The sequence below is a fragment of the Aliivibrio wodanis genome, assembly GCF_052920805.1.
Genome location: NZ_JBREXA010000002.1, coordinates 350,152 through 365,998, shown reverse-complemented (window position 1 = coordinate 365,998; position 15,847 = coordinate 350,152). Strand labels below are relative to the sequence as shown.

General features: G+C 38.7%; 9 protein-coding genes and 6 tRNA genes. 2 read left to right on the top strand and 13 right to left on the bottom strand.

The features are described 5' to 3' along the window. Positions 1–39: 39 nt before the first annotated feature. The gene (helD, locus tag ACU5DF_RS09605) at positions 40–2,103 is read right to left on the bottom strand and encodes a DNA helicase IV (RefSeq protein WP_446712689.1); all 2,064 of its coding nucleotides are present in this window, start codon (positions 2,101–2,103) and stop codon (positions 40–42) included. Between the two features lie 199 nt (positions 2,104–2,302). Between helD and yccS the strand changes: the two genes are divergently transcribed. Together yccS and ACU5DF_RS09595 are read left to right on the top strand one after the other, a co-directional pair. Next, complete coding sequence (gene yccS / locus ACU5DF_RS09600; protein ID WP_446712688.1) at positions 2,303–4,471, top strand: YccS family putative transporter; 2,169 nt, start codon at positions 2,303–2,305, stop codon at positions 4,469–4,471. 140 nt (positions 4,472–4,611) lie between these two features. Next, positions 4,612–5,109 carry a glycine cleavage system transcriptional repressor gene (locus ACU5DF_RS09595; RefSeq protein WP_446712687.1) on the top strand — a complete coding sequence of 166 codons (498 nt, stop codon included), beginning with the start codon at positions 4,612–4,614 and terminating at the stop codon, positions 5,107–5,109. A 163-nt stretch (positions 5,110–5,272) separates the two neighbouring features. On the opposite strand, the gene nspC is transcribed toward ACU5DF_RS09595, so the two are convergent. The 12 genes from nspC to uvrY all read right to left on the bottom strand — a co-directional run bounded on the left by nspC (position 5,273) and on the right by uvrY (position 15,801). After that, positions 5,273–6,418, bottom strand: coding sequence for a carboxynorspermidine decarboxylase (gene nspC / locus ACU5DF_RS09590; protein ID WP_446712686.1), 1,146 nt, complete (start codon positions 6,416–6,418; stop codon positions 5,273–5,275). 114 nt (positions 6,419–6,532) lie between these two features. Beyond that, on the bottom strand, positions 6,533–7,777 hold the full coding sequence (locus ACU5DF_RS09585) for a carboxynorspermidine synthase (protein WP_045102415.1): 1,245 nt from the start codon (positions 7,775–7,777) through the stop codon (positions 6,533–6,535). 13 nt (positions 7,778–7,790) lie between these two features. Next, entirely contained in the window at positions 7,791–10,679 is a 2,889-nt protein-coding gene (locus ACU5DF_RS09580; RefSeq protein ID WP_446712685.1) for a pyridoxal phosphate-dependent class III aminotransferase, read from the bottom strand. A gap of 954 nt (positions 10,680–11,633) precedes the next feature. Next, positions 11,634–11,709: transfer RNA gene (locus ACU5DF_RS09575), tRNA-Gly, on the bottom strand. A gap of 32 nt (positions 11,710–11,741) precedes the next feature. After that, positions 11,742–11,828: transfer RNA gene (locus tag ACU5DF_RS09570), tRNA-Leu, on the bottom strand. Between the two features lie 111 nt (positions 11,829–11,939). Then, positions 11,940–12,015: transfer RNA gene (locus tag ACU5DF_RS09565), tRNA-Gly, on the bottom strand. Positions 12,016–12,047: 32 nt separating this feature from the next. Continuing rightward, positions 12,048–12,134: transfer RNA gene (locus tag ACU5DF_RS09560), tRNA-Leu, on the bottom strand. 111 nt (positions 12,135–12,245) lie between these two features. After that, positions 12,246–12,321: transfer RNA gene (locus ACU5DF_RS09555), tRNA-Gly, on the bottom strand. Between the two features lie 19 nt (positions 12,322–12,340). Then, positions 12,341–12,414, bottom strand: a tRNA-Cys gene (locus ACU5DF_RS09550). Positions 12,415–12,730: 316 nt separating this feature from the next. After that, complete coding sequence (pgsA, locus tag ACU5DF_RS09545) at positions 12,731–13,285, bottom strand: CDP-diacylglycerol--glycerol-3-phosphate 3-phosphatidyltransferase (RefSeq protein ID WP_045102417.1); 555 nt, start codon at positions 13,283–13,285, stop codon at positions 12,731–12,733. 45 nt (positions 13,286–13,330) lie between these two features. Continuing rightward, positions 13,331–15,157: an excinuclease ABC subunit UvrC gene (uvrC, locus tag ACU5DF_RS09540; protein ID WP_446712684.1), complete on the bottom strand. Its 1,827-nt coding sequence runs from the start codon at positions 15,155–15,157 to the stop codon at positions 13,331–13,333. Further along, entirely contained in the window at positions 15,157–15,801 is a 645-nt protein-coding gene (uvrY, locus tag ACU5DF_RS09535; protein WP_446712683.1) for a UvrY/SirA/GacA family response regulator transcription factor, read from the bottom strand. Before uvrY ends, uvrC begins: the two co-directional genes overlap by 1 nt. Positions 15,802–15,847 lie beyond the last annotated feature (46 nt).

Here is a 15,847-nt window from a genome sequence, read left to right as displayed (position 1 = left end):
TATATATCGTTCTAATGATAATAATTAGGCTACATTGCTCTAATCAATAATCACAGGGTAATCTTTATCTACAATTTCCTGAACAAATGGCGATGGTTTACCATGATAAATAATCCACACCTTTTTCTTTGCTCGTGTTAAAGCTACATAAAACAAACGACGCTCTTCTGCATAGGGAAAATCTTCTTCATGAGGAAGTAAAGCACCATCAAGAGAGATTGTTCTGGTTTTCATCGGAAATTGTCCTGCTGTCATTTCAACAATAAAGACATAATCAGCTTCCGTTCCTTTACTTGCATGACATGTATTATATTCCAAGTTCAAGCCTGGATAATACTTTACCCAATCATCAAAATTATCTGGTTTATGGCTATGGTTACGGCCTAAAATTACCACTTTTTCACCATCTCTAATATTTTTAGATAATGATAACAGCTCTTTTTCTATCGATTGATGCTCAATGACTTTAACCGCTTTTCGCTTCTGTTTAGTAAAACTCGTTAGCTCTTTTTTAAGCTGTAATGGGTTTTCTTGAATAAAACGATTCGCGACAGCCCCTATTTGATCATTAAATCGATACGTCGTCGATAATTGAGTTACTTTTGTCGATTGAAAGCGAGTTTCAAAATCTGTCGTTAATGATACATCGGCTCCAGAGAAACGATAAATCGCCTGCCAATCATCTCCAACAGCAAATAGCGTTGCTTTATTTTGATGTATATTTTCGTTATGACAAATAGACTCAATCAAATCTAGTCGTTGCGGTGAAATGTCTTGATACTCATCGACCATGACAAATGACCACGGTAAATCGTATTTTTTATCATTAATATAACGCTTTGCTTTTGTGATCATTATTTCATAATCAATCGCTTCTTCTTGCTTTAGTGTTCTTTCATACGCTTTAAAGAATGGCCAGACAATATTTAGTTCGCTTTTCAATCGTACTGCATCTGCGTGATATTCTATTTTTTTGATCACCGCTTTTTTATCCAACTGCAAGGCATTCAGTTGGCAAATTTGCTTATATAACCACTCTTGAAGCTTTTCATTATGAGATTCTTCTTTTAAATCGACATCTCCACGAAGATAAGCTATTGGCCATTTTTTTAAATGCTTTTTCCAACGGTTCACCGCTGTCGCATTTTTCCATTCAGAGTCAAGTACATGAGAAAACCACTCTTTGCGATCTTTCTCATTAGTCACTAAACACGACAACTTAGGTTGTTGGTACTCAACATGACGAATGATATCTAAACCCAATTGATGAAACGTTGCTACTTTAACTTTCTGACCAACATCAAAGCCAAATTTTTCAATAATACGACCAGACATTTCCTGCGCAGCTTGACGACCAAACGCCAATAATAAGATCTCGTCAGCTTGAGCCTGACCGCTTTCAATTAAATAATTAACGCGTGCAACTAAAACACTGGTTTTGCCAGAGCCAGCACCTGCAAGGACTAATGTATGGTCTTCATTTAACAACAAAGCACTCTGCTGTGATTCATTCAGTGGTTGAGACTCACATTGAGAAAAAAAGGTTTTCCATTCTATTTTTTGATTTTCTAGCCAATCCTCATTCAAGGTTTTTAATTGTTGCTCTGGCTCTGTAAGCCAATCTAAAACCAACGCCATACAATCCGGTTTTAGCTGCTTGGCAAGAGGAATCGATAACCCTGTTTGCTCAAATAAATCATATAATTTCTCAACCATTAATAACGCTTCTGTTTGCTTTAAAAAACGCTTTTGATGACAGAAGGTTTCTACTAATTCTACCATTTGTGGCTGTAGCTCATTTAGCAACGAGATTTTAGATTCTTTCCAATTTGCATAAGAATTTAATACACGATTAATACTCTCATCACACTCTTGCCAAGGTAAACCAGACACTCGCCATGCTATTTGGTCATTTCGATTATAAAAACAAAGAGAACTCCACACTAGCCCTCTTTGAAAAGTGACTTTGCCACTCCATTTATCAAATGGGACAGACACTTGAAACTTATGTGAGGTAAACAACAGCTGCTCTTGCTCTAATTCAAGTTGATAATAGTCACCTTGAACTAACCACTGAGCGAAAGTGGTTGCTTTTATCTGCATGATTCAATACTACCTAAAGATAATTGTACTTATGAATGTATTTCAAACACTCATTTATGACTCGAAGATAGGTTAGGATATCAGGTTATTTTTTTGTTGTCTCAGATCAGTATTAAGACAATGATTAGCACTGTGATAGTTCCATCTTTATAGGACTTTGTTATGATGACTTTTTCCCATGAATTAGATAATACGTATTGTGACCTATCGCCAAATTTTCCGTCAATATTGGGCTAATAAAACCATTAATTTTAGTGTTCGTGTTTTACTTGCACTTGTGGGTGCAGTGATCCCTTGTTGGTACCTTGAACAAAACATGGCAATCACCCCACTTATTCTTGGTATTATTGCTGCGGCCTTAGCAGAAACTGATGACAAATTATCAGGCCGTCTTAAGGCTCTATTCTTAACTTTTATTTGTTTTGCTATTGCTGCTTTCTCTATTGAATTACTTTTTCATACTCCAATTTTATTTGCTATTGGGCTTTTCTGCTCAACCTTTTCATTTATTATGCTAGGAGCATTAGGTCCTCGCTATGCGAGTATTGCCTTTGGTTCTTTATTAATTGCTATTTATACTATGCTAGGTGCGGCAGACAGCCCTAATCTTTGGTATCAACCGATGCTCTTATTAGGTGGCGCAGCTTGGTATTACTCAATTTCTCTTACATGGCAAATTTTTTGGCCTTTGCAGCCCGTACAACAAAATTTGGCTACCGTTTTTGAAACCATGGCAACCTATTTAAATAGTAAAAGTGAATTATTTCACCCTGTTACTAACTTAACTCCACAGCCTTATCGTCTTCAAGAAGCCAAAAACAATGCTCAGATGGTAACTGCATTAAACAACAGTAAAGCATCTTTACTTACTCGCGCCAAAGGTGGACATGTAGTTGGTGCCACTGACCGATTTTTAAAAATCTACTTTATTGCTCAAGATATTCATGAGCGTGTTAGCTCTAGCCATTATCGCTATCAAGACCTCGCGAATACCTTTAGTCGTAGTGATATTCTTTTCCGTTTTAAACATTTATTACACAGTCAATCTGAAGCGTGTAAAGAAGTCGCTCGTTGCTTATCTCTTGGGCTACCTTATCAACATGCACAAACGTCAACCTTTGCTTTGGATGAGCTACAGCAGTCATTAATTGCCCTAAAAGAGCAACAACGACCTGAATGGCGCTTATCGGTGATCCAACTCGAGTATTTATTTAATAATCTCGCAACGGTTGAACGTCAGTTTGCCAATATTAGTAACCCAGAAAGAAGTTTAGACAGTGAAGAGGATACAGTATTAGCCGATCAAGGTGCACATACACCAAAAGCCATGTGGCAACGTTTAAGAGCAAACATGACCACAGATTCAATGCTATTTCGTCATGCGATTCGAATGGCGCTAGCGCTCACCGCAGGCTACGGAATCATTCAAGCATTTGATTTGGATCGCGGTTATTGGATTTTATTAACCACCCTTTTTGTGTGTCAACCAAACTACAGTGCAACCAAAGAGAAACTGGTTGCTCGTGTTGCAGGAACAATCATTGGGTTGTTAGCAGGAACGGCATTACTAGTCTTGTTCCCCGCTCTTGATAGCCAATTAGTCTTAATGGTGATTGCTGGTGTGCTCTTTTTTGCTTTTCGATTAGCTAATTATGGTTTTGCAACGGCATTTATCACTATTTTAGTACTCTTCTGCTTTAATCAACTGGGTGAAGGTTACGCGGTTATTCTTCCTCGCTTAGGAGATACCATTGTTGGTTGTATGCTAGCTGTTGTTGCTGTCACTTATATTTTACCCGACTGGCAATCAAAACGTTTGCACAAGGTAATGACCGATACGGTTCATGCTCATCAAGACTATTTATCAAATATTATTGCTCAGTATCGAGCAGGGAAAAAAGATTCTTTGCAATATCGACTCTCTCGCCGCCAAGCTCATAACAATGAAGCGGCACTCAGCTCAGCCATTAGTAATATGCTAATTGAACCTGGAAAATATCAAACCGCAGTAGATGAATCGTTTCGCTTTCTCTGCTTATGCCATGCTATGTTGAGCTATATATCGGCGCTTGGAGCTCATCGAGTTCGATTAAAAGATGAAGAAACTCATCAGTTAGTTGCAGAATCACATCGCATTATTCATTCGCATTTGAATCAAATCCAATGCCAATTGAACAATACCGATTGCAGTGAAAAGTTAAATATTATCGCAGAAGAAAGTATTGAAAAACGCCTATCGGAATGGCGAGATGAAGACGAAAACTCAGTCCGTATGGTGTTACAACAATTGCATTTAATGCATCAAATTTTACCTGAGATGCATACCCTCTCTACAACTCTCGCTACTCAAGTTAAAGATAAAAAATAGAATACTAAAGTTTGAACTCGATCTTGTAGCTAACTCGATAAATTGATGTTTATCAAACTTTTTATAGGCAGGGCGTCTACACTGGTATTAAAGATAACTTATTAATATAAGAACATCCTAACTCAGTTGGAGGCGTCACTATGAAAAGTGTATTTATTGCTGCTTTTGTTGGAATTTCTAGCCCAGATCTAATTAAACGACTGGCTTCTGTGACTCATGAAAAAGGTGGGAAATGGCTAGTCAGTAAAGTTCACTACCTTGATGCGCATATTTCTGCGGTGATAAAAATTGAAATTCCAGCTGAGCATAAAAAAACAGTGCAAGATTATTTTTCTTCTCAAGAGGATTTGCTGGTTACCTTTACTGATTCATTAGAAACCATTGTTGAAAGCCAACATACACAGTTAAAGGTTGATGCTGAAGACAGAGCAGGTATCGTTAATGATATCAGTAATATTTTGCAGAAGGAGTCTGTTGAGTTAGTTGATATGAACAGCCACCGAATTGGTATTCCTGCAAATGGAAGTAGTGTTTTCACTGCAACATTAAGCTTAAAATTACCTTTATCAGCTAATGTAAATGACCTAGCAGCTGAAATAGAAGCCATAAGCGACGATATGGTTGTAACGGTAATTTAACTCTCAACTCTATATAAATAATCAATAAATGGCAGTGTTAAATACGCTGCCATTTTTATCCCCAAAGAAATACCAATCTATATAATACCAATCACAGTAAGCAAGTAATCGAGTATTTTAACCAGTTAGGATAGTCAGCTATTTACTACTATTGGTATAAGTATTAACTTACCGTCCATTGTGATAATGAACGTTTAAAATCATCATAGCCAAATTCATTTAGCTTCTCGATGTCACCAGTTACACGTTCACAATAAATTGATGGCATCTTTAAACCGTTAAACCAATTTAATTTAACCATGGTATAACCCGCACTGTCTAACAAATGCAGCTTTTGACCTATCTTTAATGGCTGTTCAAATTGTGTCTCACAAAACTGATCACCAGCTAAGCATGAGCACGAACCAATCACGTACTGGTATTCGCCATTTTCTGAAGCCTCTAATATTGATGCTGGTTCGTTATAAATCAAGGTGTCTAACCGATGTGCTTCTGTCGCTGAATCTACAATCGCTGTTTTTTTACCATTCTCGATAATATCAACAACAGTCACTACAAGATCAGCCGTTTTAGTTATTATCGCTTCACCCGGTTCAAGATAAAGCTGAACTTGGTGTTTATCAGAGAACGCTTTTAAGACAGAAGCTAGTTTTTCAACATTATAATTTGGCCATGTAAAGAATACACCACCACCTAAGCTAACCCACTCTAGTTTATCTAAGTAAGTACCAAATTTATCTGAAATAGCGTCTAGTAGCGCTGAAAATGCATCAACGTCTTTGTTTTCACAGTTCATGTGAAACATAACGCCATTCAGGCTCTCGAATATTTGAGGATCGAGATGGTCTGCTTGCACACCTAAACGGGAAAACTCGCGCGCAGGGTTAGCTAAATCTTGACCTGCATAGCTCACTCCCGGATTTAAGCGAAGTCCAATAGAAGCTTTTCCTTCAACTAAGTGACGATAAGCGGCAAGCTGAGATTGTGAATTAAAGATCATCTTATCGCAGATATCGACTACGGCTTTTACGTCATCTTCACTGTAACCCACGCTATATGCATGAGTTTCACCACCGAAGGTTTCGTGACCCAATTTAACTTCATAAGGACCACTACTCGTTGTACCATCAAGATAAGGCTTGATGATATCGAATATTCCCCACGTCGAAAAACATTTTAACGCCAATACTAATTTAACGCCTGATAGTTCTTTTAATCTCTTTGCAACTTCAAGATTAGCAATAAGTTTTGCTTCATCAATCATGAAGTAAGGAGTCTTTAACTCATTTTTATTTAATTGAGTTTTCATGATTCTCTTCTCTAAAAATCGAACAAAGCCGATGTGATAATCTACTTTATTATCACATCGGCTAAGATTGTTTTATTTATCTTACTTAACGCTATCGATTATAATAATCGTAGTTTATTTTAAGATATTAATTTTTGGTTGTCCTGGAGTCAACTCTTGTACGTGCCAATCTAGGCCAATTTCAGGCATTGTTTCTAGGAACGGATCAGGGTTTAGCTGCTCCATGTTGAATACGCCTTTATCCGCCCACTCACCACGGAAGAATTGCAGTGCAGCAGTAATTGCAGGTACACCTGTCGTGTAAGAAATCGCTTGGTGTTCTACGTCTTTGTATGCCACTTCGTGATCGGCATTATTGTAAATAAATACACTACGCTCTTTACCATCTTTCTTACCTTGTACCCAAGTACCAATACACGTTAAACCCGTGTAACCCGGAGCAAGTGATGTTGGATCTGGCAGTAACGCTTTTAATACGTGCAAAGGTTGAACAACCGTTCCATCATGCAATGTTAGTGGATCAGGGCTTAATAAACCAATATCACGCATACAGTTAAAGTAGTTTAAATAAGCATCACCAAAACCCATCCAGAATTCAATGCGTTTTGCAGGAATAAATTCTTTCATTGAACGAACTTCATCATGAGCCATTGAATAAACTTTATGGCTACCACAATGTGGGAAATCAAACTCTAGCATACGTGTGTGACACGGCACTTGCTTCCACTCTTCATTTTCCCAGTAGAAAGAATCACCTTGGATTTCTAGCATGTTAGTTTCTGGGTCAAAGTTGGTTGCAAACTTTTTACCATGATCGCCATTGTTGATGTCCATTACATCTATGGTTTCAATTTCATCAAACAGGTGCTTAACAGCATAAGCTGCAAACACACTCACCACGCCAGGATCAAAGCCTGCACCTAAAATACCTGTAATGCCCGCTTCTTTAAATTTCTCACGGTAGCCCCATTGCCAATCATACGCTTCAGGAACTTGTTGTCCTTCAGAGCATAGATCCACAGCGACAGACGTATCTAAGTAAGATACTTGTGCTTGATAACAAGCTTCCATGATTGCAATATTTACCCATGGAGGACCTGCATTAATAACAAGATCAGGCTTAACTTCTTTGATAAGGGCAACAAGTGCATCAACATCATCAGCATTTACTGCTTTTGCTTCTAATTTCTTCGTCGTATCTTTCAGGTTATTTTTACCTTTAATCGATTCGATGATCTTTTCACATTTTGCAATGGTACGAGAAGCAATCGTAATATCGCCTAGTGTGTCATTATTTTGTGCTGCTTTATGTGCAACCACCCATCCAACGCCACCAGCGCCAATTTGTAGAATAGACATTATCGTTTTACCCTTATTTTTCTAGTTCAGTTACTAACTTATCAATTTTTTCCAATAAAGATTCAAAATCAGTAATCTTTAAGCATGGATTTAAGATGGTGAATTTAAGTGCGGTGTTATCTTCCACAATCGTCTCACCTAGCACTGCTATACCACGCGTTAACGCTTCTAGCCTTACTGTTTTATTAAGCTTATCTAAATCCTTGATAATTCGACTTTTAGAACGAAATAACACTGTTGAAAGTGACGGTTCTGCCAGTAGTTCAAAACGCTCACTGTTTTGAATTAGTTTTGCGATTTGCTGTGTCTGTAGCAGTAGGTGATCGTACATTTTACCTAGCTGTTCAGGTCCCACATTTTGCATTGTCATAAATACTTTTAACGCATCAAATCGTTTGGTTGTTGCTATGGATTTATCAACTAAGTTAGGTAATACATCCTCTTCACGATTTAAGTAATCAGCATGATGTAGTAAATAGCTCAAATGAGACTTATCTTTAACTAACAATGCACCACAACTTACTGTTTGATAAAATAATTTATGAAAATCAACACTAAGAGAATCTGCTTTCTCAATGCCCAATAAACGTTGTTTATGACTGCTTAAGATCAGAGCCCCACCATAAGCTGCATCGATATGAAACCACATACCCTGCGTTTCTGCTACTGCTGATAAAGCAGATAAGTCATCAATTGCACCATGATCGGTTGTTCCTGCTGTTCCAACTAAAGCGAATGGAATTAAACCACTTACTTTTAATTCATCAACAGCTGTCTTTAGTGAATCGATACAAATTGTTCCATTTGAATTAGTATCAACACAGCATACAGAGTGCTCACCTAATCCTAACAAAGATGCAGATTTTTGCACGGTGAAATGTGATTTTTTAGAGCATATTATACGTAATTTATCTGCATAGTCTGGTAACCCAGCTTTTTGAATCGAATGTCGGCTCACTTTATCAGCAATCCAATCACGAGCAAGTAGCAATCCCATTAGATTACTTTGTGTACCACCACTAGTAAAAACACCATCCGATACCTTACCCAATTGGTATTTCTCACACACCCAATCAATTACTTTTTGTTCTACATAAGTAGCAGAGGATGCTTGATCCCAAGAGTCCATTGATTGATTTAAGGCTGCAATCATAGCTTCAGCAGCAATAGAGGAAAGTAAAGGTGGCGTGTGAAGGTGAGCAATGCAGTTTGGATGCTGAACAAAGATGGCGTTTTTCACAACAAGGTCGGTTGTATTATCAATAACATCACGTAAGTTACTAACTTTATCATCCAAGCTAACTTGCTGAATAGCTTGTTCAAGTGCTGCAGGTTCAACTCCTGAATAAGGCTTTTCAACATCTTCAAATACAGAAGCTAGCGCTTGGTTGGTGTGATTAAGCATTTCTAAAAACTGCTTAGATCCTCCTTTACCAGTTTGAATAAAATATTGCTGCCAATCTTCTTGCTGTACTTTAACTGTTTGAATAGTTGGTACTAATGAAAGTATTGACTCTTCTAGCACCTTCAACGCAAAGTCTATTTGCTCAAGAGTAATGATTAAAGGGGGTAAAAAACGAAGAACAGACCCATCTCGACCACCTTTTTCGATCATCAGCCCACGTTCTAATGCTGCCCGCTGGATAGCAAGTGTTAGATCACCATCGCTGCTCGGCTCTCCAAACTTATTTTTACTACCATCCACTTTTTGGATCTCAACACCTAGCATTAAGCCATGGCCACGTACTTCTGCAATACAACTCACTCTCTGCTGAATGGCTTGTAGTCCTTTTTTAAAGTACTCTCCAGAAGTTTTTGCTTTAGCTGTTAACTTATCACGTTGTATGATCTCTAATGCTTTTTCACCAGATACCATTGCAAGTTGATTACCTCTAAACGTTCCTGTGTGCTCACCTGCATTCCAAGTATCTATCTTTTTATTAAAAACAAGCAGAGACATCGGTAGACCACCACCGATCGCTTTTGATAAGCAGAGAATATCAGGGGTGATCTCCGACTCTTCAAACGCAAAGTTATGTCCAGTTTTAGCGACGCCACACTGGATTTCATCAAGAATTAAGACAATTTCATGCTCATCACATAGTCGACGTAACTCTTTCAACCAAAATGCAGGCGCAGGAATAACTCCACCTTCACCTTGAATTGGCTCAACGATCATCGCAGCAGGCTTCATTATTCCTGCTTCATCATCATTTAATAAACGTTCAATATAGCGAATACTGGCTTTTGCACCTGCATTACCACTAATCCCAAATGGACAACGAAGATCATAAGGAAAAGGCATAAAATGAACATCAGACATTAAACCTGTACGACGAGCTTTTGTTCCTAGATTACCCATTAAACCCATAGTGCCATTTGTCATACCATGATACGCACCACGAAAAGCAAACATACTGTTTCGGCCAGTAGTTTGTTTTGCTAATTTGATTGCTGCTTCTACTGCATCAGCACCAGATGGACCGCAGAACTGAATAACCGACGACTCTGAGAAGTAAGAGGGTAAGAAGGATTTTACACGTTGAATAAATTTATTTTTAACTGGTGTCGTAATGTCTAGTGTTTGATATGGTAGCCCTAAATCTAGATGGTCTTTCAACGCCTGATTAATCTCTGGATGGTTATAACCCAGAGCAAGCGTACCCGCACCAGCAAGACAATCTAGATAAATTTGACCTCGAGTATCCTCAATCAATGCACCATAAGCACGTTTGATTGCAATAGGAAAGCGTCGAGGGTATGAACGGACCTCTGATTCATTCTCTGATTGTTCAGTAACATTATGATCTGGGGTCAAGTCATAAAGGCTATCCACCATTGGAGTTTCAACAGAAATTTTGTCTATTACAATGCCATTATTGACATCAAAAAGTGTATTCATTTTTCTAACCTTGAAAAATCACATGTTCCTTTAACTCACTTACGCTTTTTTGGGACAAAACAATCCTAAAAACTAAAAGATAAGAAAATTAAAATGTAAAAATGCATTCCATAGCAATATGCATATAGAAATTAAGCCAAGTGATGGCTATATTTTTCAGAGATTCAAGGTTCGGTGATGCTTCCAGCTTCAAGTACTGGGCAAATTTGAAATATAAAGCGGATTGTGATGGTGTGTAATGTAAGTGTGTTCACTGTTGGGTTTCCCATAAACGTGACGTTTTCAGTCACTAGTATCCCTTCTATCAACAAAAGCATTTGCTGATACCTACCCTACGTATTTAAGATCTATTCGATAATAAAACGCGTATCCCCCAGAGCAACGCCGAGATTGTAAAGAAAAATAACACATCTATTCATAATATAGCAATATTTTTTCATAATAGAATTATCATTAATATTAATCTCGGCAAAGCGGCACTTTATCCGAAAATTACCAATTGCTGAGGTCATTAGTCGAGCCTCTTTTTTCTCTGCTGTAAACGTCAAAAAGCCCAATCATTTCTGATTGGGCTTCTCGCTCTCTATTTAAAGAAACGGGAGCGACACACGAGGCTCCCGATCTTCGAGGTGCTAGGCGTGACATCAACTTTGGCAAGGTTGCGCTCTACCAGTTGAGTCAATAGTTATTGAGGTCACGAGTCGAGCCTCTTTTTGCTCTGCTGTAAACGTCAAAAAGCCCAATCATTTCTGATTGGGCTTCTCGCTCTCTATTTTAAGAAACGGGAGCGACACACGAGGCTCCCGATCTTCGAGGTGCTAGGCGTGACATCAACTTTGGCAAGGTTGCGCTCTACCAGTTGAGTCAATAGTTATTGAGGTCACGAGTCGAGCCTCTTTTTGCTCTGCTGTAAACGTCAAAAAGCCCAATCATTTCTGATTGGGCTTCTCAATTTGGAGCGACACACGAGGCTCGAACTCGTGACCTCAACCTTGGCAAGGTTGCGCTCTACCAGCTGAGCTAGTGTCGCATGCTATATCTTACGATATAGACTTTAATAGATGGTGCCCCGGGCCGGACTTGAACCGGCACAGCGCGAACGCCGAGGGATTTTAAATCCCTTGTGTCTACCAATTCCACCACCAGGGCACGCAATTCTTTATTGCGATGCTCCCAACCAATGCACTTTATAATAAAGTGGGTTAGACACCATCTTTTAAGCAGTCTGCCAATGTTACTTGACTACTTTTTTACAAAATTTGGAGCGACACACGAGGCTCGAACTCGTGACCTCAACCTTGGCAAGGTTGCGCTCTACCAGCTGAGCTAGTGTCGCATGCTATATCTTACGATATAGACTTTAATAGATGGTGCCCCGGGCCGGACTTGAACCGGCACAGCGCGAACGCCGAGGGATTTTAAATCCCTTGTGTCTACCAATTCCACCACCAGGGCACGCAATTCTTTATTGCGATGCTCCCAACCAATGCACTTTATAATAAAGTGGGTTAGACACCATCTTTTAAGCAGTCTGCCAATGTTACTTGACTACTTTTTTACAAAATTTGGAGCGACACACGAGGCTCGAACTCGTGACCTCAACCTTGGCAAGGTTGCGCTCTACCAGCTGAGCTAGTGTCGCGATATTCTCAAAAAGAGAATGGAGGCGCCTCCCGGAGTCGAACCGAGGTCCACGGATTTGCAATCCGCTGCATAGCCACTCTGCCAAGGCGCCTTTGTAATCTCAATCGGTTAGCTGCTTATTTGCTGCCTTCCTCTTGGGTACGGGATGCATTCTACTGATTCAGCACTTAGAGTCAACACTATTTTTCCGTTTTTGTTTCGTTTGAATAAAATGCGATCAAAGTGAATATAAAACAAACAAAAAAGACACTATTACAATTAAATACCTTACATAAACAGTACCTAAAACGCAGTCATTACAAGAAAAAGAAAATATAAAAGCCTGAGATATCAGATCACTATCATTTATTTATTACCATATATAGAAAAGCGAACCTAAGTTCGCTTTTCTATATACTCTCTACTATTTATTCATCCGCATTGAGCAAATCATCTTTTGCAGCTGCTAAATATTGGATCATTGACCAGTAGGTTAAAATAGTTGCTATATAAAGTGCAACATAGCCAACCCATACCATCCAATCATCATAACGCCAAATTAATACCCATAGAGCAAACATTTGAGAAACAGTTTTTACTTTACCTACCCATGAAACCGCAACACTTGCTCTTTTACCTATTTCAGCCATCCATTCTCTTAATGCTGAAATAATAAGTTCACGCCCAATCATGGTAATAGCAGGAATTGTTACCCAAATTGAATGATAATGCTCGGTAATCAAAATTAACGCTGCTGCCACCATCACTTTATCAGCAACTGGATCTAAAAAAGCACCAAAACGAGTGGTTTGCCCAAGTTTTCTTGCTAGTAATCCATCGAGCCAGTCAGTAAAACCTGCAACCCAGAATACCATTGCCGCTGCAACAGCTGACCATTCATAAGGTAAGTAAAAAACAACAACAAACACAGGTATCAGTGCCAGTCGAATAAAAGTAAGTATATTTGGTATCGTTAGTCGCATAATAATTCTTTAGTTTTGATCAGCTGAGCCTATGGTGCGCTTTTTTTATCCTTGTTTCAACGCATCCTGTATTTTTTCTGCCAAAGATCGGCTAATGCCTGGCACTTTGGTTATTTCTTCAACACTTGCACTTTTTAATTCTTGTAGACCACCTAAATATTGCAATAATGCTTGTCTGCGTTTGGGGCCAACCCCCTCAATGTTTTGTAACATACTGGTTTTTCTTACTTTAGCTCTTTGAGAACGATGGCCACTAATTGCATGATTATGGCTTTCATCCCGAATATGCTGAATTAAATGTAACGCAGGAGAATCACTTGGCATCGAGAATTCTTCACCTGTTATTTTCACTAAGGTTTCTAAGCCATGTTTTCGCGTGACACCTTTCGCAATTCCTAATAATAAGGGTTGCTTTGGCCAACTATCCCAATGACTTGAAATAACTTCATAAGCGCGATTTAATTGCCCTTTCCCTCCATCAATAAATACAATATCGGGAATTTTATCTACATCTAACTGTTTACTGTATCGACGTTCTAAAACTTGAGCCATAGCAGCATAATCATCACCTCCTGTAATCCCGGTGATATTATACCGTCTATACTCAGTTTTTACTGGTCCTTCTTGATTAAAAACAACACACGATGCAACCGTTTTTTCCCCCATCGTATGACTAATATCAAAGCATTCCATTCGCTGAATCGATACTAAAGACAACGCCTCTTCTAACTGCTTGAATCGCTGATAGATGGTTAGTTTATGGTTTGATTTACTAGTTAACGCAGTTAAAGCGTTGGTATCTGCTAATTTTAAATATCTTCCTTTCATCCCTTTTGGGTTTAATTGAAAGGTCACTTTCCGCCCAGAAAAATCCGTTAATGCCTGTTCTAGCCCTTGTCCATCAAATTCAAAACTTGTAACCACGCGATTTGGAATCGTACGCCCTTGAGAGTGATTTAAATAATACTGAGAGAGGAAACTTAAAAACACTTCGTCTTTATCTGTTTTTGCAGGAATTTTAGGGTAAAAGCTACGGCTACCTAAAATTTTACCTTGTCGTATCATTAATAAATGTACACAGGCCAATCCATTTTCAATGGCAAACCCCAAAACATCCAAATCATCAGTGCTATCATCTGACACATATTGCTGCTCTTGAACTCGCCTCATTGCTTGAATTTGATCACGAATAACGGCCGCTTTTTCAAACTTAAGCGCCAGACTAGACTCTTCCATCTGTTCAACCAACGTTTGAATAACCTGCCGATCTTTACCTTGTAAAAATAAACGGATAAATTCAGCTTGTTCTTCATACTCCTCATCACTGACAATACCTTTAACACAAGGAGCCAAACAGCGTCCAATTTGGTGCATTAAACAAGGCCGTTGACGATTCGCGTAAACAGAATCTTCACATTGACGAATTGGGAATAATTTTTGAATTAAATGTAGACTCTCTCGAACCGAGCCTGAATCAGGGTATGGACCAAAATATTCCCCTTTTTTTCGTTTCGCACCACGGTGGATAGAGATCCTAGGATGTTTATGATTTGAAATAAAAATATAAGGGTATGATTTGTCATCTCGAAGCAATACATTATATTTTGGCAAATATTGCTTAATATAATTATGTTCAAGAATGAGAGCTTCGGTCTCGGTATGAGTAACCGTCACATCAACATGGTCAATATGACTAACTAACGCTTTGGTTTTTTCTGATGGGATGTTACTGCGAAAATAACTTGATAATCTTTTTTTTAAATCTTTTGCTTTACCAACATAAATAACATCAGCTCCGGTGTTATACATACGATAAACACCGGGCTGGTGAGTTACTGATTTTAAAAAAGCGGCTGAATCAAAAGAAGACACTAAAGCGTCTCAGCATCTAAAATGCCATGACGAATAGCTAAATGAGTTAATTCAACATCTCCGCTTATATTCAATTTACTGAATAATCGATAACGATAACTATTGACTGTTTTCGGGCTTAAATTCAGCTGCTCGGAAATATCCGTCACCTTTTCGCCTTTAGTTATCATCATCATGATTTGTAATTCACGCTCTGAAAGCTCCTTAAATGGGTTTTCAGAATCAGGTGTAAATTGACTTAATGCCATTTGCTGCGCTATTTCTGGAGATAAATAACGTTGTCCACTTTGAACCATACGTATGGCATTTACCATTTCATCCGGTCCTGCTCCCTTAGTCAAATAGCCAGCAGCTCCTGCTTGCATAACTTTTGTTGGGAATGGATTTTCAGTATGTATAGTTAAGACAATAACTTTCATATCTGGATTAAATCGCAAAATCTTTTTTGTGGCCTCTAAACCACCAATGCCAGGCATATTCATATCCATAAGGACAATGTCTGCCTGCTCTGCTCGACACCATTTTACGGCGTCTTCACCGCTGTCAGCTTCCCCTACTACTTTAATTCCACGGACGTCTTCAAGAATACGTCTAATCCCTGTGCGAACCAGCTCATGATCATCTACAAGGAATACTTTAATCACAACTGACACTCCGACTTAAATCTACTGCTACCTCAAATTACAGAGG

Bases quoted from the DNA above. Each gene is read 5' to 3' on its own strand.
- helD (WP_446712689.1), bottom strand. From the start codon at position 2,103: ATGCAGATAAAAGCAACCACTTTCGCTCAGTGGTTAGTTCAAGGTGAC.
- ACU5DF_RS09595 (WP_446712687.1), top strand. From the start codon at position 4,612: ATGAAAAGTGTATTTATTGCTGCTTTTGTTGGAATTTCTAGCCCAGAT.
- nspC (WP_446712686.1), bottom strand. From the start codon at position 6,418: ATGAAAACTCAATTAAATAAAAATGAGTTAAAGACTCCTTACTTCATG.
- ACU5DF_RS09585 (WP_045102415.1), bottom strand. From the start codon at position 7,777: ATGTCTATTCTACAAATTGGCGCTGGTGGCGTTGGATGGGTGGTTGCA.
- ACU5DF_RS09580 (WP_446712685.1), bottom strand. From the start codon at position 10,679: ATGAATACACTTTTTGATGTCAATAATGGCATTGTAATAGACAAAATT.
- pgsA (WP_045102417.1), bottom strand. From the start codon at position 13,285: ATGCGACTAACGATACCAAATATACTTACTTTTATTCGACTGGCACTG.